This is a genomic window from Chromobacterium haemolyticum, assembly GCF_002081825.1.
Taxonomy (GTDB): Bacteria; Pseudomonadota; Gammaproteobacteria; order Burkholderiales; family Chromobacteriaceae; genus Chromobacterium; species Chromobacterium fluminis.
The window spans coordinates 30,158-52,460 of the sequence record NZ_MUKU01000031.1 but is presented as its reverse complement, the minus strand read 5'-3'; the positions used below and the strand labels follow the sequence as shown (position 1 = coordinate 52,460).

Below are 22,303 nucleotides of genomic sequence, written 5' to 3'. Positions count from 1 at the left end.
ATCAGGATTCCTTGATCAATTCAGAGGCGGCCACCGCGCAGCTGCGGCTCTTGCTGGTGCCGGCGCGGCCCAGCAGTTCGAACCAGTCGGTGGCCAGGCCGCAGCCGCAGCTCTCGGCCGGATGCAGCACGGCCAGATCGCCCATCACGATGCTGTGGGCCGGGCTGGAGGTGATGTAGGGCGACAGCAGGTTGAGGAAGCCGGCTGCGCCGTAGGGTTGCGGCCGCAGGCTGGCGGTGTCGCGGATCACCGCGCGGGCGTAGCTGGGCAGGTGGAAGCGATGGCGTTCGCACTCCACGTAAGGCACCGGATGCTCCACCGCGCCGTAGCCGTCGCGGCAACGAGCGTCCGGGATGCCTAGTTGCTCGCCCAGCCGCCGGTACAGCTCGGCCTTGGGAATGGCGCGGTCCGCGTGGGTTTTCCAGCCGCCGCCCAGGAACACCAGCGATTCCGGGTGCAGTTGCAGCGGCGGCAGGCCCAGTTCCCGCATGCGTTCCAGTGCGAACCACAGGAAGGCGGGGAAGCCCAGCATGCGCACCGGCAGGCCTTGTTCGGCGAAGTCCTGCAAGGCGCGGATCACGCCGAAGGGGTCGAACTCGTTGCCGTGGCCGTTGTGGCGCAAGGCGTAACAGGCCTGGTTCACCGGCGCGTACTTGCACAGGAATTGGTCGGTGTAGGCGGTGCCCAGGGTGATGGCGCCGGCCGGTTCGTAGCTGAGCAGCAGGTAGTTGCACGGCTGTTGCGGCGTGTCCCAGCCGTAATGCCGGAAGATGCGGTCCACCATGCTTTGCGCCGCGCCCAGGCTGCGCGCGTCGTAACGCATTCGGCTTTTCTGGCCGGTGGTGCCGGAGGAGGTCAGCTCCAGCGCGTCCTGACCGGCGGCGCTTACCACCAGTTGGCGTTTGAAGTAGTTGGCGAACAGCGGCGGCAGCCGCGACCAATCGTCCAGCGTCTCCAGCGCGGCGGCGTTCAGGCCGTTGGCCTGCAGCCAATGGCGATAGCCGGGCGTGTGTTCGCAGTGGTAATGACTCAGCTCGCGCATGGCGGCGTCGAACAGACGGTCGCCGTCGGCATCGGCGCGATAAGGGTGTTCCAGCGCGCACAGCGCGTCGACATGGTTCAGCATGGTGGAGCTCCGGGAGTGAGAATGGGGATTCAAGCCGCTTGCAGCGCGTAAGCGCGCTGCTTGAGCAAGCGCCACAGCGGCCAGGCCGCCAGGCCGGCGCCCAGCGCGGCCCAGCCGGCGAAGGCTTGCAGGCCGGCGCCTGCGCCCAGCCAGGCCAGCGCGCTGCACCCCAGGCCGAGCAAGGCGGTGGAGATCATGCCCAGCATCGCCGCCACCGCGCCCTTGCCGCTGTCGCTGGCGTAGAGGGTGAAGCGGTACAGGGTGGCGTGGCCCAGGCCCAGGCCGAAGGCGTACAGCGTCAGGCCCGCCGCCAGCGCCGGCAGCGCGCCGCTGGACCAAGTCAGCGCCAGCATCGCCGCCAGGCCGCCGAACAAGGGCCACAGCGCCAGCCGCAGCACCCGCTCCAGCTCCAGGCTGACCGCCAGCCGGTTCAAGGTCAGATTGCCGGCGATCAAGCCGCCGAACACCGGCAGCTGCCACAGGCCATATTCGATGCCGGACAAGCCCAGGCCGCGCATCAGCAGCAGCGGCGACAGACCGATCCAGCCCACCAGTGGAATGGACAGCAGGCCCAACGCCACGCTGCCGTGCATGAAGGGGACGTTGCGCAGCAGCGCCGCGTACTGACGCGCGCTGCGGCCCAGACGCAGCGGGCTCGCCGCCAGCCGGCTGCCGTCGCGCCGCTCCACGCCCAGGGTTTCCGGCATCCAGCGCCACAGGCCGACTGCCACCAAGGCCGCCAATACGCCGATCAGCGCGAACAAGCCGCGCCACGGCAACAGGCCCAGCAACAAGCTGCCCAGCAGCGGGCCGATCAGCGGCGACAGCAGCGCGATATTGGCCAGCAAGGCCATCAGCCGCACCGCGTCTTTTTCCGGAAACGCTTCTTGCAGCGCCGGGTAGCTGACCACCATCACGAAGCCCAGAGACAGGCCCTGGATGAAGCGCAGCAGATTGAACAGCTCGATATCGCGGCTGCCGACGGCGGCGAGACAAGCCAGGGCGAAGCCAACGGCGCCGGCCACCAGCAGCGGCTTGCGGCCATAACGGTCTGACAATGGGCCAATCAGCCATTGCAGAGCCACCCCGCCCAGCAGGTAGGCGTTGAGCGCCGTGGGCACGTGACGGGCGTCGGCGTTCAAGTCGGCGACGACTTGCAGCATGGCCGGCATCACCATATCGCTGCCGATATAAGTCAATAGTTCGAAAGCGGCCAGCAATAGGCAAAAGCCTAGCGCGCGGCCTCGGGAAATAGGCAGCAAGGATTGAATTACGTTTTGACTCATAAAATATCAAGGTAATTGAATGGCAGCCCTATAAAAACCACGGGCAATTTAAAACCGACAATGAAAAGCAACGCGGAGAGATGGATGGCGCGGCATTTGTTTCGGTGATCGAGCAGGCTCAACACATGACATTGAACTACTCAGAAGGGGCGAGATTATAGACAGGCTTTTTGTTTGAATTGACTGCCCTATTGGACAGTTATTCTAGAGTAAATATATTAATATCCAAGTTTGGCGACGGATATTTATACAAATAAACCATAATATAAAATAATATGCAGATGGCAATTTTGTTAATGCACAACAAAACAATCTCAATTAAAACCATTAATTGATTGAGAAACGACTTTCACAGCTAGCATCTAAATCGCGCTGGGCGATGAAGGCCCCAAACTCGGGATGGACTGGTTTTATTGCGCAGCGGCAAGCATGACAATGGATTCTCAAGGTTAGAATGTCATCTTCATCGACATTCCCCCTTCAGGAGTCCATCCCCATGAGATCCATCCTGTCCTTTGCCGCCCTCCTGTCTTTGTTCTGCGCCGCCCCTTCCTGGGCCGGCGCGCCTCCGGCCCTGGTAGTCTCCGGCCAGATCAAGGTATCCAACCAAGCCAGCGCCGGCGAATACCACTTCAGCAAGGCCGAGCTGGAACGCTTGCAGCAACGCACCATCCAGACCAAGACTACCTGGACGCCCAAGTCCGCCTTTACCGGTCCCACGCTCTCCGCCATCCTGCGCGTCGTGGGCGCGGCCGGGCGGCCGGTGGAAGTAGTGACCGAAGACCAGTACAAGGTGGTGATCCCGCCTGGTGACCAAAGCCGTTATCAACCCATCCTGGCGCTGCGCATCAACGGCCGGCCGCTGGAGGAGATGGGCTTCAGCCAATGGATGATGTATCCGCTCAACGACTTCCGCGAACTGCAAACCGCCGACATCGACGCCAAGCTGGCCTGGCGGGTGAAAGCGCTGGTGGTGCGCTGAGCGCGGCGCGGCGCTGAAAACCGGTTCAAAGCCCGCTGCGCTTCCCGGGGGCAACGCCCTGTCTCGCCCTTGCTCGCGAGGCTTTGAACTGCGGGTCTGGTTAGCCGAGTTCGCCACTAGAAATGTCCATGTACTGAAAAAGCCAATCAGCCCAAAGTAAATATTTACCTGAATAAAACAAGAACTTTGGAATAAGAAGCGGACTCCAGTGGGTAGGTCCCCCCATCAAGCCAACGGGGACCAGGGCGCAACCCGCAACTGGACAGGCCGTGCCCAGCGCCCGCAGCAGTCCGGCATGGCCTGATGGAATAAGAGAAATATGCACGCATCTAAGCTCAGTTCCTGTCTGTGGCTCGGCGCCGCTATGGCCGCCAGTCTGTTCTCTCTGCCCGCCGTCGCCGACGCGCCGCGCCAGTTGACGCTGGAACAACGCGGCGATCCCAGCGAGTGGCTGCTGGCGCACCGCCGCGGTTTTCTCACCCATCCCACCCAGTCCACCGGCTATTGGGCGCGCAAAGGCGAAGCGCTAAGCGTCAATATCGCCTACCAGGGCACGCCGCCCAATCTCCCTCCTGAGCTTTGGCTGGAGCCTATCGCCAACGCCAACAGCGCGATGCCGTCCAATCAGGTGGTCCAGCTGCGCCCCGGCCTCAACCAGATCACCGCGCAGAACGACGGCGTGATCTATTTCGCGCCGCGCAGCCAGCCCGGCAGCGGCAAGATCGTGGCGACGCTGCAAAGCGGCGGCCGTGAAATACCGCGTTTCGTGCTGGGTCAGCACAGCAGCGCGGACTGGAACGCCATGCTGAACCGCCTGTCGGCCGAGCCCTACGCGGAGCTGGTGGGCAAGCGCATGATCGTGACCATGCCGCAGTCCATCCTGCGCCAGCAAGTGGACGATCCGACCGCCACCATGACGCTGTGGGACCGCATCGTCACCCTGGCCGAGGAACAATACGGCCTGGCCGCCGGCAACCCTTACCCGCACGCGGCGACGCCGTTCCAGTACCAGTTCGTCACCAAACCGGACAGCAGCGGCGGCTATATGTCGGCCAGCAATTACTGGCTGGGCACCAATGTCGGCGGCGCCGGCTCGGTGGCCAATTCCAAATTGCTGCAGCAGGACGGTTGGGGCCCCTGGCATGAGCTGGGCCATCACTACCAGATGCCGGCGATGACTTGGAACGACCAGACCGAGGTAACGGTGAACCTGACCTCGCTCTATGTGCAGCGGGCCTTGGGCCAGCGTTCGCGGCTGGAAACCGGCGGCAAATGGGACCTGGTGCGCCAGCACCTGAACCAGGCGCAGCCGTCTTACGACGCGCAAGCGGACTTGTTCGTACGCGCGGCGATGTTCTGGCAGCTGGACCTGGCTTTTGGCAAGGATTTCTACAGCCGGCTGGGGCAGCGCTACCGCAGCATGCCCTTCGCCGAGCTGCCCGCCAGCGACGAGGACAAGCGCCAGCGCTTCATCATCGAAACCAGCCGCGTCGCCGGCCACAGCCTGGCCCCGTTTTTCGACAAATGGGGCTTGAAGGCCAACACGACCACCCGGCAAACCCTGAGCAGCCTGCCCGCCCTGTCGCAGCCGATCTGGCTAAACCGCGACGAAAGCCTGCTCTATCGCTACCCGCTTGAACAGCAGGGCCTGGCCGGCCGCGTGTCGCTGCCGGCCTCTGTCAACGCCGGCGGCACGTTCAGCGTGGAGGCGCGGGTCAGCAACGCCGGCGGCAAGACGCTGCGCTACCAGTGGCAGTTGCCGCCCGGTTTCGGCGGTTCGCCCGGCAACAGCGCGACGGCGACGCTGACCGCGCCCGCGCAAGCGCTGCAAGGCGCGTACGCGCCGATTCGCGTCACCGTCAGCGATGGCGTCACCCAGATGACGCTGGGCAGCGCCATCCAGCTGCGCCGCCCCGGCGCGCAAGGCTACGACGCGATGATTCTGGCCGCGTACAACAAGGGATCGCTGCAAAAATGGAGCGAGAGCCGCACGGGCACGCCGGGCGACGTTTACGTTTACGACAACCCCTACCGCAACACCCGCGACTACTTCCAGCTGAAAACCGCGCGCTACGGCTACTTCCCGACCGAGGGCGGCAGCAACGCCGGCTGGCAGTTCCTGGACAGCTACAACGGCGCCCCGCTGTCCGCCACCCAGTCCTACGACCTGGCGATGCTGACCTCGCAGCGCAAGAGCCGTTTGAACAGCTGGAGCGAGAGTCGAACGGGCACGGTGGGGGACGTCTATGTCTACGACAATCCCTATCGCTCCACCCGCGACTACTTTGTGCTGAAGAACGCGAACTACGGCTACTTTCCCACCACCGGCGTCAGCAACGGCAATTGGACCTTCATCGGCGCTTATGACGGCAGCCAGTACCTGACTCCGTAAACTCGGGTTCCGTAAACGGCGCCGGCCTCGTTTATCGAGGCCGGCCCGGTCGCCCTAGTGACGGCATTGGTCGCTCCCGTGCGCTAACATTCGGCGCCGCCCGCCTAGATTGGTCCTTACGCCCAGGCTCCCTCAGAGTCCGCGGCGTCAACATGGTCACGGCCATGCCTTCCAACCCAGCGGCCCGGCGCTGTCCGCCGGCGACGGAACCGCCTGCGGGAGAAGCCGACATGAAACTCTCTACCCCCTGGCTGGCGCTGCTGTGCGGCGCGCTGGCGGCCCAGGCCTGGGCCGCGGAGCCGGAAAGCTGTCGCAAGATCCGCTTCGCCGACATCGGCTGGACCGATATCGCGGCCACCACCGGCCTGGCCTCCGCCGTGCTGCAAGGCTTGGGCTACCAGCCCAGCACTCAGCTCGCCTCGGAACCCATCGCCTTCACCGGGCTCAAGAATCAGCAGATCGACGTGTATCTGGGCTACTGGGTGCCGTCGCAAACGCCGGCCATCACGCCCTTTCTACAGGCCAAGGCGCTGCAAGTACTGCCCGAACCCAATCTGAGCGGCGCCAAATACACGCTGGCAGTGCCCAACCAGCTTGCGGAACAGGGCCTGCGCACCTTTGCCGACATCGCGCGCTTTCGCAAACAGCTGGACGGCAAGATCTACGGCATAGAATCCGGCAGCCAGGGCAACGCCATCATCAAGCGGATGATCGCCAACAACGATTTCGGCCTGAAAGGCTTCACCCTGGTGGAGTCCAGCGAAAGCGGCATGCTGGCCGCGGTATCCCGCGCCATCCGGCAAAAACGCATGGTGGTGTTCCTCGCCTGGGAGCCGCATCCGATGAACTACCTGATGCGGCTAAGCTATCTGGCCGGCGGCGACCAGGTCTTTGGCGCCGAATACGGCGGCTCCAAGGTCTATACCGTGGTGGCCAACGGCTTCATGCAGCGCTGTCCCAACGCCGGGAAGCTGATCAGCCAGCTGCGCTTCAGCCTGGACATGGAAAACCAGGTGATGAACGCCATCCTCAAACGGGTCCCGCCCGCCCGCGCCGCGCGCCAATGGCTGCAAGCCAACCCTCAGCCGCTGGAACGCTGGCTGGACGGCGTCTCCTCCTTTGACGGCAAACCCGGCCTGCCCGCGGTCCAGGCCTATCTGCGCCAAGGCGAAGGGAGCGGGCCATGAACCGGGATATCGTGCTGAGCTGCGCCGTCACCGGCGCGGGCGACACCGTGGGCAAGCACCCGGCGATACCGGTCACGCCCAAGCAGATCGCCGCCGCCGCGGTGGAGGCGGCCCGCGCCGGCGCTACCGTGGTGCACTGCCATGTGCGCGATCCGCTCACCGGCAAGGGCAGCCGCGAGCCGGCGCTGTATCGGGAGCTGGTGGAGCGCATCCGCGCGTCCGGCGTGGACATGATTCTCAACCTGACCGCCGGCATGGGCGGCGACGTGGAGATCGGCCCCGGCGAGCGGCCCCTGCCGCTGGGGCCGGGCACGGATCTGGTCGGCGGTCTGGAGCGCCTATTGCATGTGGAGGAATTGCGCCCGGAAATCTGCACCCTGGACTGCGGCACGCTCAACTTCGGCGATGGCGACTTCATCTACGTGGCCACGCCCGGGCAGCTACGCGACGGCGCGCGGCGCATTCAGCAACTGGGCGTCAAGCCGGAGTTGGAAGTGTTCGACACCGGCCACCTCCGCTTCGCCAAACAATTATTGAGCGAGGGGCTGCTGGACGCGCCGCCGCTGTTCCAACTCTGCCTGGGCATTCCCTGGGGCGCGCCGGCCGACACCACCACGATGAAGGCCATGGTGGACAGCTTGCCGCCGGGCGCGCAGTGGGCGGCCTTTGGCATCGGTCGGCTGCAAATGCCCATGGTGGCGCAAGCGGCCTTGCTGGGCGGCCACGTCCGGGTGGGGCTGGAAGACAATCTGTATCTGGCCAAAGGGGTGTACGCCAGCAACGGCGCGCTGGTGGAACAGGCTCGCCAATTACTGGACCTGATGGGCGCGCGGGTGCTGACGCCGGCGGAAGGCCGGATCCACCTGGGCCTGCCGCCGCGCGGCGAAAAAGGAGATTGAGATGCACCGTACCGACATCGCCACCTTGGGCCTGCTGGGCGCCGGCGTCATCGGCGGCGGCTGGGCCTGCCGCGCGCTGGCGGCCGGCCGCGACGTGCTGGCCTGGGACCCCGCGCCGCAGGCCGAAGCGCGTCTGCGCGCCCAAGTGGAGCGCGCCTGGCCGGCGCTGGAACGCCGCGGCCTGTCCGCCGGCGCCGCGCCCGAGCGGCTGCGCTTCGTCTCACGGCTGGAAGACTGCGCCGCCGCCGCCGACTTCATCCAGGAAAGCGCGCCGGAAACGCTGGCGCTGAAACGGGAGCTGCATCGCCGCGCCGACGCGGCCGCGCCGGAGACGGTCATCATCGCCTCCTCCACCTCCGGCCTGCTGCCTTCCGAGTTTTACCAGGACGTCCGCCGGCCCGCGCGCTGCTTGGTGGGCCACCCATTCAACCCGGTCTATCTGCTGCCGCTGGTCGAGGTGCTGGGCGGACACGACACCGCGCCGCAGGCGCTGGACGCCGCGGAACACGTCTATACGGCGCTGGGCATGCGGCCGCTGCGCGTGCGCCACGAGGTGCCCGGCTTCATCGCCGACCGGCTGCTGGAGGCCCTGTGGCGGGAAGCGCTGCACTTGGTCAACGACGGCGTGGCCACCACCGGCGAAATCGACGACGCCATCCGCTTCGGCGCCGGCCTGCGCTGGGCCTTCATGGGCACCTTCCAGACTTACGCCCTGGCCGGCGGCGAAGCCGGCATGCGCCACTTTCTGAGCCAGTTCGGCCCGGCGCTGCAACTGCCCTGGACCCGGCTGCCGGCCCCGGACTTGAGCGAAGCGCTGATAGACCGGGTGGTGGACGGTTGCGCGCGCCAGTTGGGCCAACGCTCCATCGCGGATATGGAGCGCTATCGCGACGACTGCCTGATTGGAATCATGGAAGCGGTGGCGGCCGTCAAGCGCAAGCATGGGCTGGCCGCGCATGAATAAGCGCCTCGTCCTGCTCCGCGCGCAAACGCGGCCGGAATGGCTGGACTACAACGGTCACGTTCGCGACGCCTATTACCTGCTGGTGTTCAGCCACGCGGTGGACGCGCTGATGGAGCGCATCGGCATGGACGCCGCGGCGCGCGAGCGCGGCGGCCACACCCTGTACACGGCGGAGCTGCATCTGCGCTATCTGCGCGAAATCCGCCAACAGGCCGAGCTGCGGGTGGAGGGGCAGCTGCTGGACCACGACGCCAAGCGGCTGCGGCTCTACCTGAGCCTGCATCGCGATGAGGAGGCCCACGCCGCGGCCGGCTGTGAACTGATGCTGCTCAATGTGGACCCCCGGCTGGGCCGGAGCGCGCCGTTCTCCGCGCCGGTACGACAAAGCCTGGACGCGCTGGCGCGGCGACAAGCCGGCCAGCCCTGGCCCGAGGATTGCGGCCGCCGCATCGAGATGCGCTGAGAACCTGTTCAGTGCCTACCGCGCTTTTGAACAGACTCTGAGAGCGCCTCACGCCTCGCGCCGCTCTACCCCAGGCGCACAGCCGAAGCGGCGGCGATAAGCGCGCGCGAAGTAGCTGGCGGATTCGAAGCCGCACGCCGCGCTGACCTGGGTGACGTTGAGCCCGCTCTGGCGCAGCAAGCGCCGCCCGTGTTCCAGACGCAGCCCCAGGTAAAAGACATTGGGCGCCGCGCCCAGCTGGGCGCGAAACAAGCGTTGCAGCTGACGCGCCGTCACGCCCACCCCGGCCGCCAAGGCCGCGCTGTCCAGCGGCGCGTCCATATGTTTTTCCATCAGGGCCAGGGCCTGGATCAGCTTGCGGCTGTGCACGCCGTAACGCGCGCCCAGTTCCAGTCGTTGATGATCGCTCTGAGCGCGGATGCGCCCCAGCACGAATTGCTCCGAAACCTGCACCGCCAGATCATGGCCATGGCTGCGCGCCATCAAGGCCAGCATCATGTCGATGGAGGCGGTGCCGCCGGCGGAACTGATGCGCCGCGGCCCCAGTTCGTAAAGCTCCTGCGTGGCGTTGAGCAAGGGATAGCGCTCGCGGAACGCCGGCAGCGCCTCCCAGTGCAGGGTCAGCCGCTGCTGCCGGAACAGTCCGGCCTCGGCCAGGATGAAACAGCCGGTGTCGATGCCGCCCAGCACCCGGCCAGCGGCGTCCTGTCCGCGCAGCCAGGCCAGCAGGCCGGCGCCGCCGTGGCGCAGCGGATGAAAGCCGGCCACCACCAGCACCGCGTCGGCCGCCTCCGACTCGCCCCAGGCGCCATTCGCCGCCAAGGACATGCCGTTGCTGGCAACAATCGGCCGGCCATCGGCGCTTAACAGCCGCCAGCGATAGGCCCCGCCGTGAAAGCGGTTGGCCACGCGCAAGGGCTCGGTGGCCGCCAGCAGGCCCAGCATGGAAAACTCGGGCAGCAGCACAAAGCTGAAATCCCGCATGCTCAGCCCTTGTCCGCGGCGATGATGAAACCCATGGCGCGCCTTCGTTAAACATGTTTACAATCAATAGCCTACCGTTCATCCACTGCAAACGGCAAGCCGACGCGCGGCAATCCACGCCGATCCGCGCCGCGCCAGCCAATGGGACAGGTTGCCGATGCGGACATTTCCAATACCATATTGTTTTCATGGTTTTTTTTCGGAACGGTGAATTTTTCCGCCCGCGCCGCGCCCAGCCGTCCGATAATGGCTCTCTGGCTGCAGTCGGCGGCGTGGGGCCGCCGACGCCCGTTCGCACCTGTTCATCATTGTGAAACTCAAGTCCCTTTTGGCCCTGGTCTGCCTGCTGGCAGGCATGCAGTGCGCGGTGGCGGAGCCGGCGCTGGTCTTCGCCTACAATCTGTTCCCGCCCTGGAAGACCATGGACGCGCACGGCGCGCCGCAAGGCCCGTACACCGAGCTGATGCGGGAGATGGCCAGGCGCGCCAAGCTGCGGTTGGTCTTTCTCCCCTGCCCGCTGACTCGCTGTCTCCAATACCTGCGCCAGGGCAAGGCCGATGTGGTGATCGGGGTGAAGAACACCGCAGCCCGCCGCGAGTTCATCGACTTCATCGAACCCGCCTTCGCCTCCGGCAGCCGGTTGGCCTTGTATCAGCGCGCCGACGACCCGCGGCCGCTGCGCAGCTATCGTCAGCTCTACCCCTTTCTGATCGGCGTGGTGGAGGGCGTGCGCTACCAGGACGAATTCGACAGCGACCTGCGCGTGCGGCGCGAGCCGGCCCCGTCGCTGGACTCCAACTTCCGCAAGCTCAAGGCCGGCCGCATCGACGCCTTGATCGCCGACGAACGCCAAACCGCCGAGCTGGCCGCCGACCCCGAATTCCGCCAATACGTAAGGCGCGCGCCACTGCTGCTGTACTCCCCGGAGCCGCGCCGCATCGGCCTGTCCCCGCGCTCCCCGCACAAGCGCCGCATCGCGCTGGCGGTGCGCTCCATGCTGCAGGACGGCACCGTGGGACGGTTGTTGGCGGAAACGCCTCGTCCGGCTTTCTAGCCGGCCCCGCCGTCGCGCGCACGCAACAGCCGACGCCGCCCGCCGCGGGCGCTCGCCCGGGCTGGCAACTGGCGCTTGTCGCAGCTTTACAAGCCGCGCCATCAACGCTAGTGTCCTGCATAAGCCTTGCCGGCAGCATATGCGCGTCGACCGGCCGTACTTGCCTCCGCGCCTTGTTCCGCCTGCCCGCCCGCGGCCGCTTCGCCGTCTTTCTTCCGCATTTACGCTCCAACAGCCGTTGACTGGCCTCTGTCTGATTCACGTCACATCGCTGCTGTAGGGTTTTGCTAGCATCCGGCCCTTTCTCCGTCGAAATTGTCCGACGGTATACGGTCGGCAATATAAGTGTTGCGCGGAAAAATCCCGCATGCCTTTAATTGAATTCAAACGCTCGTTCGATTTTGCGCCGCACGGGCGTTCGCTATCTGGAATCTTTGTTATCTAATCGCAGGAAAGGAAGACCATGCATATCGCTATCCCAGCCGAGAGGCTGGCCGGTGAACACCGCGTGGCCGCTACGCCGGACACGGTGAAGAAGCTCGTGGCCGGCGGCCACGCCGTCACGGTGGAACGCGGCGCCGGCCTCGCGGCCGCGCAGCCGGACGCGGCCTATCAGGAAGCCGGAGCCGTCATCGCGGCGGACCGCGCCGCGGCGCTGGCCCAGGCCGACATCGTGCTGACGGTGCGCCCGCTGGACGAAGACGGCATCGCCGCGCTGAAGGACGGCGCGGCGCTGATCGGCCAGCTCAACCCCTACCACAACCACAATCTGCCGGCGCTGGCCGCCAAACGCGTCTCCGCCTTCGCGCTGGAATTGCTGCCGCGCAGCACCCGCGCGCAGAGCATGGACGTGCTCTCCAGCCAGAACAACATCGCCGGCTACCGCGCGGTACTGCTGGCCACTCAGCACTATCCGCGCTTCATGCCCATGCTGATGACCGCGGCCGGCACGGTGAAGCCGGCGCGGCTGCTGATCCTGGGCGTGGGCGTGGCCGGCCTGCAGGCCATCGCCACCGGCAAGCGCCTGGGCGCGGTGGTGGAGGCCTTCGACGTGCGGCCGGCCACCAAGGAGCAGGTGGAATCGCTGGGCGCCAAGTTCATCGAAGTGCCGATGAGCGAGGAAGAGAAAATGGCCAATAGCGGCGTTTACGCCAAGGAAATGTCCGAGAGCTATCGCCAGCGTCAGGGCGAGCTGGTGGCCAAGCACGCCAAGGCGGCGGACATCGTGATCACCACCGCGCTGATCCCGGGCAAACCGGCGCCCAAGCTGCTGTCGGCCGAGGTGGTGGCGGCGATGAAGCCGGGCTCGGTGATCGTGGACCTGGCGGCGGAAACCGGCGGCAACTGCGCGCTGACCCGCCCCGGCGAAACCGTGCGCCTGGACAACGGCGTCACCGTCGTCGGCCAGACCAATCTGCCCGGCCTGCTGGCGGCGGACGCCTCCAGCCTGTACGCCAAGAACCTGCTGACCTTCCTCGGCCTGCTGCTGACGCCGGAAGGCCTGAACCTCAATCTGGAAGACGAGATCCTGTCCGCCACGCTGGTGACCCACGCCGGCCAGGTCCGCTTCCCCGCCGCCGACTAAGGAGAACAAGATGGTAGATCCCTTCATCACCAGCCTCACCGTCTTCGTGCTGGCCGTCTTCGTCGGCTACCACGTGGTCTGGAACGTCACCCCCGCGCTGCACACCCCGCTGATGGCGGTGACCAACGCCATTTCCGGCATCATCATCGTCGGCGCCATGCTGCAGGTGGTGGACATCAACGGTTCCGAAATCACCCTCACCTCGGTGTTGGGCACCATCGGCATCTTCCTCGCCAGCATCAACATCTTCGGTGGCTTCCTGGTCACTCAGAGGATGCTGGACATGTTCAAGAAAAAGAAGAAATAAGGGACCAAGATGGAAAACCTGTCCGCAATTCTTTATCTCATCGCCGCGGTGTTGTTCATCCTGGCGCTCAAGGGGCTGTCCAGTCCGGCCTCCGCCTTGCGCGGCAACCTCTACGGCATGATAGGCATGCTCATCGCCGTGGCCACCACCTTGCTGATCATGGACAAACCGGTGCTGGCGCTGATCGCGTCCGCCATTGTCGCCGGCGGCGCCATCGGTGCGTGGAAAGCCAAGACCGTGCAGATGACCGGCATGCCGGAACTGGTGGCGGCGATGCACTCGCTGGTGGGCTTGTCCGCGGTGCTGATCGCGGTGGCGGCCATCTTCCACAGCGGGGTAGAGCACACCCAGGTGCAAAAGGTGGAGCTGTTCATCGGCGCCTTCATCGGCGCGATCACCTTCACCGCCTCGGTGATCGCCTACGGCAAGCTGTCCGGGCGCTTCGGCTCCAAGGCCGTGAACTTCAAGGGCCAGCATCTGCTTAATCTGCTGCTGGCCGTCGCCATGGTTGGCTTTGGCGTGGTGTATTTCCTCAGCGACAGCCAGGCCGCCTTCCTGACCATGCTGGCTATCGCGCTGGCGCTGGGGGTGACGCTGATCATTCCGATCGGCGGCGCCGACATGCCGGTGGTGGTGTCCATGCTCAACTCCTACTCCGGTTGGGCGGCCGCCGGCATCGGCTTCACGCTGAACAACCCGGTGCTGATCATCGCCGGCGCCTGCGTCGGCGCTTCCGGCGCGATTCTGTCCTACATCATGTGCAAGGCGATGAACCGCTCCATCGTCGCGGTGCTGCTGGGCGGCTTCGGCGCCGAGACGGCCTCGGGGGGCGGCGCCGGCGACGGCGGGCCCAAGAACCACAAGTCCGGCTCCGCCGAGGACGCCGCCTTCCTGATGGCCAACGCCGACAGCGTGATCATCGTCCCCGGCTACGGCCTGGCGGTGTCGCGCGCTCAGCACGCCTTGCAGGAGTTTGCCGAAATCCTGCATCAGAAAGGCGTCAACGTGCGCTACGCCATCCACCCGGTGGCGGGCCGGATGCCGGGCCATATGAACGTGCTGCTGGCCGAGGCCGAGGTGCCCTACGAGCAGGTGCAGGAGATGGAGGAAATCAACTCCGACTTCTCCAACACCGACGTGGTGCTGGTGATAGGCGCCAACGACGTGGTCAACCCGGCCGCGCAGAAGGACAAAACCAGCCCGATCTACGGCATGCCCATCCTGGACGCTCATAAGTCGCGCAGCGTGATCGTGGTCAAACGCTCGATGAACGCCGGCTACGCCGGTCTGGACAACGAGCTGTTCTATATGGACAAGACCATGATGGTGTTCGGCGACGCCAAGAAGGTGGTGGAGGAGTTGCTCAGGGGAGTGGAGCAGCTGTAAGAACCTGTTCAATGTCTGCTGCGCTTCAGCGATACGGCGTTGAAAACAAGCTCAAAATGCTCATGTACCACTTGTACATTCCGCTTTTTCGCTCGTTTTCGCCTTGTCTCGCTCTTGCTCACGAGACTTTGAACAGGCTCTAAGGCGCCGCCTCATGCCTTAGGCATATCAAAACCGCCCAATGTTTTAAGCTTGGGCGGTTTTTTGTTTCCGTCTATTTCGAGCCCTGCTTTTCCATGCCGCCGCGCTTCACAAGCGGCGGTTATCAGGTGTATTGTAAACAAATATTAGTTTTTGTTTATACATGGAGTATGGCAATGCAAAATACAGGCTTCTCCGCCCGTCGCCTGGCGGCGCTGTGGCTGGGCGCGCTGGCCTTGCCGCTGCCGGCGCTGGCCATGCCCAATCTGCAGGGAACCGAATGGCGGATGGTGGAACCTGCGCCCGCGGGCCAGCCGCCCACCGTGGCCTTCCAGCCGGGCAAGATGACCGGCTTCGCCGGCTGCAACCGCTTCATCCGCACCGTTGACGCCAAGGGCAAAGCGCAGGTGGCCACCACCCGCATGGCCTGCCGGCCGCCGCTGATGGAGATGGAGCAACACTTCATCGCCTTCCTCTCCAGCCCCTTCCGCGTGCTGCCGGACGGCCGCGCGCAGAAGCTGGTGCTGAAATCGGAACGCGCCGAGTACCGCTTCGTGCGCTTGTCGCCCAACGCCGACCCGGCGGCCCAGCCGGCCAAGCTGCAATACCTGTACGTGGCGCCCGAACGCCAGGCCTGCCACAACGGCGAAGCCTCCCGCGACTGCCTGCAAGTGCGCGAACGCGCCGAGCAGAGCTGGCGGCCGCTGCAAGGCGAAATCGCCGGCTTCCACCCCAAGCCCGGCGTCAGCTACTACATCAAGCTGAAACCGGCGGCGCAGGCCGACGCCGGCTCGCGCTGGACGTTGGAACGCATCGTCTACAGCGAGGAAGTCAGCAAGCTACGCTGAACTCTTGAGAACGACGGGCGCTCCTAGTGCGTCCCGTCCCTGCCCTTAACCACGGAACATCGATAATGAAAAAATCGCTTTTGCTCGCCGCACTGACCGCAGCCGCCCTGAGCGCCTGTGCCACCCCGCAAACCGGAACCAAAATGGACGCTCAAGCGGATATCAAACTGGACGCGCTGGCCGGCCAATGGAAACAAGCCGCCGCCGAGCACCCGATCACCCTGAGCTTCAAGGACGGCGGCGTGTCCGCCCGCGCCGGCTGCAACGGCATGTTCGGCCCGGTGTCGCTGGAAGGCGGCCAACTGGTCAGCAAGCAGCTGGCCAGCACCCTGATGATGTGTCCGCCGGAGGCGATGGAGCGCGACCGCGCGCTGGCCGCCTTCCTGGGCGCCAAGCCCGCGGTCAAGCTGGACGGCGACAAACTGACCCTGCAAGCCGGCGACAAGACGCTGAGCTTTGAGCGCCAGCCTTCGCTGGAAGGCGGCGTCACCCGCTTCGTCTACGTGGCGGCCGAGCGCAAGCCCTGCACCGGCGTGGTGCCGATGCAATGCCTGCAGATCCGCGAAAGCAAGGACCAGCCATGGCAGCTGCACTACGGCGAGATCGAGGGCTTCAAGCCGGAGCCGGGCATCGCCTACCGTTTGCGCCTGAAGGAATTCAAGGTGGAGAATCCGCCGGCCGACGCCTCGTCCCTCCGCTGGGTGCTGGACATGGTGGTGGAGCAGGAAGTCGTAGGCAAGTAAGCGCCTTGCCGCCACGCGGCCGGTCCTGTGCCCATGGCCGCGCGGCGCCGGCTCACACCCCGGCCATCGCCCCGATGATCAGCGCGTTGACAATGTCGATGAAGAAGCCGCACACCAGCGGCACGATCAGAAACGCGAGATGCGCGGCGCCATAACGCTGCGTCACCGCGCTCATATTGACAATGGCGGTGGCGGTGGAGCCCAGGCCGATGCCGCCGAAGCCGGCGGCAATCACGCTGGCCTCGTAATCGCCGCCCATGCAGCGGAATACTACCCACAACGCGAAGCCTATGGTCAACAGCACCTGCAGGCATAGCGTGCTCAAGATGAACAGCACCGAGCCGTGCAGTTCCCACAACTGCATCCCCATCAGCGCCATGGTCAGGAACATGCCCAGGCAGATATCGGAAATCAGCGCCAGGCTGAGCCCGGAAGCCGGCTCCGCGCGCAGGCCGCGTCTCGCCAGCAGCCACATGCCCAGGTTGCGGATCAGGATGCCGGCGATCAGGCAGCTGACAAAAGGCGGCAGCGTCAGCTTGGCGGCGACAAAACCCAGATTAAAGCCGTAGCCCAGCATCAGCGCCAGGTTCAACCACATCCACACCCACAGCACATCGTAGTAGGACAGCGTCGCGTGCTTCTGCGCATAGACGGTGCCCACCTCCAGCGCGGTGTCGGCGGACGGGGTCAGCCGGTGGCGCCGGATCAGGTAATGAGCCAGCGGGCCGCCGATCACGCAAGCGGCGATCAGGCCCACCGTATTGCTGGCGATGCCCAATTCCAACGCATTGCCTATGCCCAGCGTCTGACTGAAAATCGGCGCCCACGCCAGCGTGGTGCCGACGCCGCCGGTCAGCGCCACCGAGCCCACCATCAGGCCGGCCTTGGGATTCAGGCCGAAGCCGGCGGCCATCCCCATGCCCAGCAGGTTCTGCAACACGATGAAGACGCTGGCCAACGCCAGCAGGATGGCCAAGGGCTTGCCACCCCGCCTCAAGGAAGCCAGGTCCGACTTCAAGCCCAGCGCGGCGAAGAAATACAGCAGCAAGTAGTCGCGGATCTGCAAGTCGAAACTCAGTTGCACCCCAAACGCAAAGTACAGCAAGGTGACCGCCGCCGCGCAGGCGAAACCGCCTATCACCGGTTCGGGAATACTGTAGCGACGCAGGATCTCGTAGCGCAGGGTCAGGGCCTTGCCGATGAACAACAGCATGATCGCCAGAGTGAAGCTGATAAAGGAGTGGACTTCGTACTGCACCATCTTTTCCATGACGGGATTCCGGGTTGATGCGCCGCGCCGACGCGGGCTGAGAGCGGACAAGCCAATGCCGGCTAAGCCGGCATTTGATGAATAGTTTAACGATATCCACGCCAAACGCCAGCCCAAACGGTCGGGGGAGGCGATGCCGCCTCCCCCCCTCCCAGCTTGTCCGTCGCCGCAGTCTTAAAGCCTGTTCACGATCTCGCGAGCAAGAGCGAGACAAGGCGTTGCGGCTGGAGAAGCGGAATGTACAAGCGGTACATGAGCATTCTGAAGCCGTACTCACCGTGGGGCATCCCACGAAGCGCAGCAGATCGTGCGCAGCGATGCGCGTGACCCAAACAAAACGCGAGGCCAAGGCCTCGCGTTTTCAATGGTCCGCCGTCCGGCTCAGCACTTGCAGTCGTCGGCGTTGACCTGACGGTACAGCTCGATCAACCGCCGGGTGGAGCTGTCGTGCTCGGCGTGCTTGAGCTTGCCGGTCAGCTCGGCGTGTATGGTCTTGGCCAGCTGCTTGCCCAGCTCCACGCCCCACTGATCGAAGCTGTTGATGTGCCAGATCACGCCCTGAACGAAGATCTTGTGCTCGTACAGCGCGACCAAGGAACCCAGATTGCGCGGGTTCAAGCGGCTCATCAGCAGGGTGTTGGTGGGCCGGTTGCCGCCGAACACCTTGTGCGGCACCAGCGCTTCCAGCGCCTCGCCCTTAAGGCCTTGCTCCGCCAGCTCCGCGCGCACCTCGTCCGCGGTCTTGCCGCGCATGAAGGCCTCGGCCTGCGCGAACACGTTGGCCAGCAGGATTTCATGGTGGCCGGGCAGGCTGGAACAGTTCTGCACCGAGGCGATCAGGTCGATCGGCGAAATGTGGGTGCCTTGATGCAAGAGCTGGAAGAAGGCGTGCTGGCCGTTGATGCCGGTCTCGCCCCAGATGATGGGCGCGGTTTCGAAGTTCACCGGCTGTCCGTCCAGCATCACCTGCTTGCCGTTGGACTCCATGTCCAGCTGCTGGATGAAGGCCGGCAGGCGGTGCAGGTATTGATCGTAAGGCGCGATCACATGGCTGCCGCCGCCGTAGTAATTGATGTACCAGACGCCAATCATGGCCAGCAGCACCGGCATGTTCTGTTCGAACGGCGCGTTTCTGAAATGCTGGTCCATGATGTGGGCGCCGTTGAGGAGTTCGGTGAAGTTCTCCTCGCCCAGATAGAGCATGATGGGCAGGCCGATGGCCGACCACAGGCTGTAGCGGCCGCCCACCCAGTCCCAGAATTCGAACATGTTCGACGGGTCGATGCCGAAATCCGCCACCGCCTTCTGGTTGGTGGACACCGCGACGAAGTGCTTGGCCACCGCGCTTTCATCGCGCGAGCGCTGCAGGAACCAGTCGCGCGCGGTCAGCGCGTTGGTCAGCGTCTCTTGCGTGGTGAAGGTCTTGGACTCCACCACGAACAGGGTGGTCTCGGAATGCACCTTCTTCAGCGTTTCCTTGAGCTGGGCGCCGTCCACATTGGAGACGAAGTGCATGTTCAGCCGCGGGTGGCCGAAGGGCTTGAGCGCGCTACAGACCATCAACGGACCCAGGTCCGAGCCGCCGATGCCGATGTTGACGATGTCGGTGATGGGCTGGTTGGTGTAGCCCAGCCACTCGCCGGAGCGCACCGCGTGGGCGAACTTGCCCATGCGCTCCAGCACCGAGTTGACCTTGGGCATCACGTCCTCGCCATCCACATGGATGGGCGAGTTGGTGCGGTTGCGCAGGGCCACGTGCAACACCGCGCGGTTTTCGGTGCTGTTGAGCTTCTCGCCCTTGAACATGGCCTTGATCTTGGCGGGCAGCCCGGACTCGCGCGCCAGCTGCATCAAGCCCTTAAGGGTGTCGTCGGTAATGCGGTTTTTGGAATAGTCGAGGAACAGGCCGCCCACCTCCAGCGCATAGCGCTCCGCCCGCTCCGGATCGGAGACGAACAAATCGCGCATGTGCTGGTGCTTGGCCTCGGCAAAATGGTCCCATAGTGCCTGCCAGGCCGGCAGTTCGGTCAGTTCGCTCATGATGGTCAATCCTCTTCGGTTTTGTTGTCCAGCCTTCGGTTCTTCAGACTGTGCTTGGTTTTTTCCAGCTGGCTGATCAGGCCCGGCCCGCGCTTGAGCGCCACGCTCACCGCCAGGATGTCGATCTGCACCAGGTGCACGATGCGCGAAATCATCGGGCTGTAGGTTTCATTGTCTTCCAATGTGTCGGCGATCAAGGCCACGGTGGCGCGGCGCGCCAGCGGCGAGCCGCTGGTGGTCAGCGCCACCACGCTGGCGCCGGCGGCCAAGGCCACGTCCACGGCTTCCAGCAACTCCATCGTGCGGCCGGAGCTGGAAATCGCCACCAGCACGTCGCCCGGGCCCAGCACCGACGCCGCCATCATCTGAATGTGGGTGTCGGAATAGGCGACGGTGGGGATGCCGAAGCGGAAGAATTTGTGCTGGGCGTCCGCGGCGATGATGCCGGAGTTTCCCAGGCCGTAGAATTCGATGCGGCGCGCGTCGGTCAGCAACCTCACCGCGGACTCTATCGACTGCGGATTGACATCGTTGCGGCACTTGAGCAGCGCGGACACGGTGTTGTCGAATACCTTGGCGACGATTTCCGAGGTGGGATCTTCAGGGCGCACGCTGGAGTGCACATAGGGCACGCCGGTGACCAGGCTGCCGGCCAGTTTCAGTTTGAAATCCGGCAGGCCGGAACAGCCCACGGTACGGCAAAAGCGGATCACGGTGGGCTGGCTGACGCCGGCGTTCTTGGCGATGTCGGCCACCGCCGCCTGGATCACGGTGTAAGGCTGTTCCAGCACCAGCTCGGCCACTTTGCGCTCGGCCGAGGACAGGATCTCCAATTGGCTCCTGATACGTTCAAGCATGTATTTACTCTCCTGCCGCGCCGTCGTCAGGATGCGCCCGGGGTCGGGCGCGGGCGCTCGCCAGTTCGGCCGCCAGATGGGCGGCCACGCCCGGCAAGGCCGGGTAGGAGCTGACGATCAGATAGACCGGAATCGCGGCCAGATAGCCGGACATCCGTCCCTTATCCTCGAAGCGGCGGCGGAATGGTGATTGTTCAAAAAAACCGCGTAGACGCGGCACGATACCACCACCTAGATACACGCCGCCACGGGCGCCGAGATTCAGGGCCAGATTCGCCGCCGCGCCGCCCAGCATGCCGCAGAACACTTCCAGGGTTTCGCGGCAGCGCGGACAGGCGCCGGACAAGCCGCGCGCGGTGACCTCGGCCGGGTCCAATTCCGCGGCCGTTTCGCCTGCGCGCTCGCACAAGGCTTGGTAAATCAAGGGGATGCCGGAGCCGGATAGCAGCCGTTCGGCGGACACGTGGCCAAAGCGCCGCATCGCGTGACGCCAGATATCGGCCTCGCGCTCGTCAAACGGAGCGAAGCCGACGTGGCCGCCCTCGCCGGACAAGGGCGCATGGCCGCCCGGATAGGGAATCAGCGCCGACACGCCCAGGCCGGTGCCGGGGCCGATCAGCGCCAGCGGCGCGCCGGCCTCCGCCTCGCCGCCGCCGATTTGCAGCAGTTCGCTGGCCGGCAGATGCGGCAGGGCCAGCGCCAGCGCGGTGAAATCGTTGATCACCAGCAGCGTGGTCAGGCCCAGCGCCCGGCGCGTGGCCTCGATGGAGAAGGCCCAATGGTGATTGGTCATCTGCACCCAGTCGCCCAGCACCGGGTTGGCGATGCCGAAAGCCGCGTGGGCGACCGCGCGCGCGCCGGCCAGGTCCAGATAGGCGCGCACCGCGTCCAGCAGCGTGGGATGGCCGGCGCAGGGCAGCACCTCGATGTCCTCTATCACGCCAGGCGCGGTTTCCAGCGCGAAGCGGGCGTTGCTGCCGCCGATGTCGGCCAGCAGCCGCGGCCATTGCTCAGGCAGACCAGTAGACATCCAGCTCCACCTTGTTCTGGGCCAGGAAATGGCTGATGGGCAGCGCGTCGCTGACGCCCTTGGCGGCGGCGTCCAGCACCTGGCGCTTCTTGTCGCCCTGGATGGACAGAATCAGACAGCCGGCGCGCAAGAGCGCGGCGTAGCTCATCGACACCCGGCGGTGCGGCGCGGTCTTGGGCGTCACCGCCAGGAAGGCCGCAGCGGACGCCGGGTCCAGCCCGGCCGTCAGCTCGTCGGCGCCGGGGAACAGCGAGGCGGTGTGACCGTCCTCGCCCATGCCCAGGATGGCGACGGTGGGCGGAACGAAGCCGGCGTTGGCGCGCGCCACCTCGGCGTCGATGTCCGCGGCGTCGCCGACCAAAGGCAGAAAGCGCGCCTCCACGGCGCGGTCGCGCAGCAAGTGGGCGCGCACCAGCGCGGCGTTGCTGTCCGGATGGCTGTCCGGCACGAAACGCTCATCCACCAGGGTGACGGTCACCTTGGACCAGTCTATCGCCATGGTGCTGAGCATGTGGAAGAAGGGAATCGGCGATTTGCCGCCGGACACCGCCAGCACGGCGGCGCCCTGGCTGGCGATGGCGGCGGATAGCCGCGAGGCCACGCTATTGGCCAGCGCGGTGGACTGTTGCTCGCTATCGGAAAATTCTACGCAGTTCATCAGCGGCGCTCCGCGGGTAAGAAGTTAAGGTCAAGCATCGCAGCCCCGAGATCGAGACGCGCGGCAAACGGTCAGCATGGAGCAGCCATCGTCGCGAGCGG

Annotated in this window: 20 protein-coding genes; 12 read left to right on the top strand and 8 right to left on the bottom strand. The window is 65.2% G+C overall.

Going from position 1 to position 22,303, the window contains the following annotated elements; all coding sequences use genetic code 11:
- Window position 1: 1 nt before the first annotated feature.
- Window positions 2-1,126, bottom strand: a complete 1,125-nt coding sequence (locus B0T39_RS18930) for a LuxE/PaaK family acyltransferase (protein WP_081549303.1) — start codon at window positions 1,124-1,126, stop codon at window positions 2-4.
- A 29-nt stretch (window positions 1,127-1,155) separates the two neighbouring features.
- The gene (locus B0T39_RS18925; protein WP_217806281.1) at window positions 1,156-2,412 is read right to left on the bottom strand and encodes an MFS transporter; all 1,257 of its coding nucleotides are present in this window, start codon (window positions 2,410-2,412) and stop codon (window positions 1,156-1,158) included.
- Window positions 2,413-2,908: 496 nt separating this feature from the next.
- On the opposite strand from B0T39_RS18925, the gene B0T39_RS18920 reads away from it, so the two are divergent.
- The 6 genes from B0T39_RS18920 to B0T39_RS18895 all read left to right on the top strand — a co-directional run bounded on the left by B0T39_RS18920 (window position 2,909) and on the right by B0T39_RS18895 (window position 9,299).
- Window positions 2,909-3,394: a hypothetical protein gene (locus tag B0T39_RS18920; RefSeq protein WP_081549301.1), complete on the top strand. Its 486-nt coding sequence runs from the start codon at window positions 2,909-2,911 to the stop codon at window positions 3,392-3,394.
- A 319-nt stretch (window positions 3,395-3,713) separates the two neighbouring features.
- A complete protein-coding gene (locus B0T39_RS18915; protein WP_081549299.1) occupies window positions 3,714-5,786 on the top strand; it encodes a M60 family metallopeptidase in 2,073 nt (690 codons plus the stop codon).
- A gap of 230 nt (window positions 5,787-6,016) precedes the next feature.
- A complete protein-coding gene (choX, locus tag B0T39_RS18910; protein ID WP_081549297.1) occupies window positions 6,017-6,973 on the top strand; it encodes a choline ABC transporter substrate-binding protein in 957 nt (318 codons plus the stop codon).
- On the top strand, window positions 6,970-7,872 hold the full coding sequence (locus tag B0T39_RS18905; RefSeq protein WP_081549295.1) for a 3-keto-5-aminohexanoate cleavage protein: 903 nt from the start codon (window positions 6,970-6,972) through the stop codon (window positions 7,870-7,872). Before choX ends, B0T39_RS18905 begins: the two co-directional genes overlap by 4 nt.
- A gap of 1 nt (window position 7,873) precedes the next feature.
- Window positions 7,874-8,836: an L-carnitine dehydrogenase gene (locus tag B0T39_RS18900; RefSeq protein WP_081549293.1), complete on the top strand. Its 963-nt coding sequence runs from the start codon at window positions 7,874-7,876 to the stop codon at window positions 8,834-8,836.
- Complete coding sequence (locus B0T39_RS18895; protein WP_081549323.1) at window positions 8,829-9,299, top strand: thioesterase family protein; 471 nt, start codon at window positions 8,829-8,831, stop codon at window positions 9,297-9,299. The genes B0T39_RS18900 and B0T39_RS18895 overlap by 8 nt, the downstream gene beginning before the upstream one ends.
- A gap of 48 nt (window positions 9,300-9,347) precedes the next feature.
- Here B0T39_RS18895 and B0T39_RS18890 read toward each other — a convergent pair whose 3' ends face one another.
- Window positions 9,348-10,283 carry a GlxA family transcriptional regulator gene (locus B0T39_RS18890; RefSeq protein ID WP_081549291.1) on the bottom strand — a complete coding sequence of 312 codons (936 nt, stop codon included), beginning with the start codon at window positions 10,281-10,283 and terminating at the stop codon, window positions 9,348-9,350.
- A 310-nt stretch (window positions 10,284-10,593) separates the two neighbouring features.
- Between B0T39_RS18890 and B0T39_RS18885 the strand changes: the two genes are divergently transcribed.
- From B0T39_RS18885 to B0T39_RS18860, 6 genes are all read left to right on the top strand, one after another.
- A complete protein-coding gene (locus tag B0T39_RS18885; protein WP_141111298.1) occupies window positions 10,594-11,337 on the top strand; it encodes a substrate-binding periplasmic protein in 744 nt (247 codons plus the stop codon).
- Window positions 11,338-11,800: 463 nt separating this feature from the next.
- The gene (locus tag B0T39_RS18880; RefSeq protein WP_081549287.1) at window positions 11,801-12,922 is read left to right on the top strand and encodes a Re/Si-specific NAD(P)(+) transhydrogenase subunit alpha; all 1,122 of its coding nucleotides are present in this window, start codon (window positions 11,801-11,803) and stop codon (window positions 12,920-12,922) included.
- 10 nt (window positions 12,923-12,932) lie between these two features.
- The gene (locus B0T39_RS18875) at window positions 12,933-13,229 is read left to right on the top strand and encodes a proton-translocating transhydrogenase family protein (RefSeq protein ID WP_019101645.1); all 297 of its coding nucleotides are present in this window, start codon (window positions 12,933-12,935) and stop codon (window positions 13,227-13,229) included.
- Window positions 13,230-13,238: 9 nt separating this feature from the next.
- Window positions 13,239-14,615: an NAD(P)(+) transhydrogenase (Re/Si-specific) subunit beta gene (locus B0T39_RS18870; protein WP_081549285.1), complete on the top strand. Its 1,377-nt coding sequence runs from the start codon at window positions 13,239-13,241 to the stop codon at window positions 14,613-14,615.
- 317 nt (window positions 14,616-14,932) lie between these two features.
- Window positions 14,933-15,604: an META and DUF4377 domain-containing protein gene (locus B0T39_RS18865; protein WP_176219606.1), complete on the top strand. Its 672-nt coding sequence runs from the start codon at window positions 14,933-14,935 to the stop codon at window positions 15,602-15,604.
- Window positions 15,605-15,669: 65 nt separating this feature from the next.
- Window positions 15,670-16,347 carry an META and DUF4377 domain-containing protein gene (locus tag B0T39_RS18860; protein ID WP_081549281.1) on the top strand — a complete coding sequence of 226 codons (678 nt, stop codon included), beginning with the start codon at window positions 15,670-15,672 and terminating at the stop codon, window positions 16,345-16,347.
- A gap of 52 nt (window positions 16,348-16,399) precedes the next feature.
- Here the strand turns inward: B0T39_RS18860 and gltS are convergent, their stop codons facing one another.
- From gltS to pgl, 5 genes are all read right to left on the bottom strand, one after another.
- Window positions 16,400-17,617 carry a sodium/glutamate symporter gene (gene gltS, locus B0T39_RS18855; RefSeq protein WP_081549279.1) on the bottom strand — a complete coding sequence of 406 codons (1,218 nt, stop codon included), beginning with the start codon at window positions 17,615-17,617 and terminating at the stop codon, window positions 16,400-16,402.
- Between the two features lie 381 nt (window positions 17,618-17,998).
- Window positions 17,999-19,657 (bottom strand): glucose-6-phosphate isomerase, encoded by a 1,659-nt coding sequence (gene pgi, locus B0T39_RS18850; RefSeq protein WP_081549277.1) that lies wholly within the window; start codon window positions 19,655-19,657, stop codon window positions 17,999-18,001.
- A gap of 5 nt (window positions 19,658-19,662) precedes the next feature.
- Window positions 19,663-20,514 carry a transcriptional regulator HexR gene (hexR, locus tag B0T39_RS18845; RefSeq protein ID WP_081549275.1) on the bottom strand — a complete coding sequence of 284 codons (852 nt, stop codon included), beginning with the start codon at window positions 20,512-20,514 and terminating at the stop codon, window positions 19,663-19,665.
- 4 nt (window positions 20,515-20,518) lie between these two features.
- Complete coding sequence (locus B0T39_RS18840; RefSeq protein WP_081549273.1) at window positions 20,519-21,544, bottom strand: glucokinase; 1,026 nt, start codon at window positions 21,542-21,544, stop codon at window positions 20,519-20,521.
- Window positions 21,525-22,202 carry a 6-phosphogluconolactonase gene (gene pgl / locus B0T39_RS18835; protein ID WP_081549271.1) on the bottom strand — a complete coding sequence of 226 codons (678 nt, stop codon included), beginning with the start codon at window positions 22,200-22,202 and terminating at the stop codon, window positions 21,525-21,527. Before pgl ends, B0T39_RS18840 begins: the two co-directional genes overlap by 20 nt.
- Between the last annotated feature and the right edge of the window lie 101 nt (window positions 22,203-22,303).

Coding starts and splice junctions, on each gene's coding strand:
- B0T39_RS18890 (WP_081549291.1), bottom strand. CDS start 10,283: ATGCGGGATTTCAGCTTTGTGCTGCTGCCCGAGTTTTCCATGCTGGGC.
- B0T39_RS18915 (WP_081549299.1), top strand. CDS start 3,714: ATGCACGCATCTAAGCTCAGTTCCTGTCTGTGGCTCGGCGCCGCTATG.
- hexR (WP_081549275.1), bottom strand. CDS start 20,514: ATGCTTGAACGTATCAGGAGCCAATTGGAGATCCTGTCCTCGGCCGAG.
- pgl (WP_081549271.1), bottom strand. CDS start 22,202: ATGAACTGCGTAGAATTTTCCGATAGCGAGCAACAGTCCACCGCGCTG.
- B0T39_RS18930 (WP_081549303.1), bottom strand. CDS start 1,126: ATGCTGAACCATGTCGACGCGCTGTGCGCGCTGGAACACCCTTATCGC.
- pgi (WP_081549277.1), bottom strand. CDS start 19,657: ATGAGCGAACTGACCGAACTGCCGGCCTGGCAGGCACTATGGGACCAT.
- choX (WP_081549297.1), top strand. CDS start 6,017: ATGAAACTCTCTACCCCCTGGCTGGCGCTGCTGTGCGGCGCGCTGGCG.
- B0T39_RS18875 (WP_019101645.1), top strand. CDS start 12,933: ATGGTAGATCCCTTCATCACCAGCCTCACCGTCTTCGTGCTGGCCGTC.
- B0T39_RS18880 (WP_081549287.1), top strand. CDS start 11,801: ATGCATATCGCTATCCCAGCCGAGAGGCTGGCCGGTGAACACCGCGTG.
- B0T39_RS18870 (WP_081549285.1), top strand. CDS start 13,239: ATGGAAAACCTGTCCGCAATTCTTTATCTCATCGCCGCGGTGTTGTTC.
- gltS (WP_081549279.1), bottom strand. CDS start 17,617: ATGGAAAAGATGGTGCAGTACGAAGTCCACTCCTTTATCAGCTTCACT.
- B0T39_RS18900 (WP_081549293.1), top strand. CDS start 7,874: ATGCACCGTACCGACATCGCCACCTTGGGCCTGCTGGGCGCCGGCGTC.
- B0T39_RS18925 (WP_217806281.1), bottom strand. CDS start 2,412: ATGAGTCAAAACGTAATTCAATCCTTGCTGCCTATTTCCCGAGGCCGC.
- B0T39_RS18840 (WP_081549273.1), bottom strand. CDS start 21,544: ATGTCTACTGGTCTGCCTGAGCAATGGCCGCGGCTGCTGGCCGACATC.
- B0T39_RS18920 (WP_081549301.1), top strand. CDS start 2,909: ATGAGATCCATCCTGTCCTTTGCCGCCCTCCTGTCTTTGTTCTGCGCC.
- B0T39_RS18905 (WP_081549295.1), top strand. CDS start 6,970: ATGAACCGGGATATCGTGCTGAGCTGCGCCGTCACCGGCGCGGGCGAC.
- B0T39_RS18860 (WP_081549281.1), top strand. CDS start 15,670: ATGAAAAAATCGCTTTTGCTCGCCGCACTGACCGCAGCCGCCCTGAGC.
- B0T39_RS18895 (WP_081549323.1), top strand. CDS start 8,829: ATGAATAAGCGCCTCGTCCTGCTCCGCGCGCAAACGCGGCCGGAATGG.
- B0T39_RS18865 (WP_176219606.1), top strand. CDS start 14,933: ATGCAAAATACAGGCTTCTCCGCCCGTCGCCTGGCGGCGCTGTGGCTG.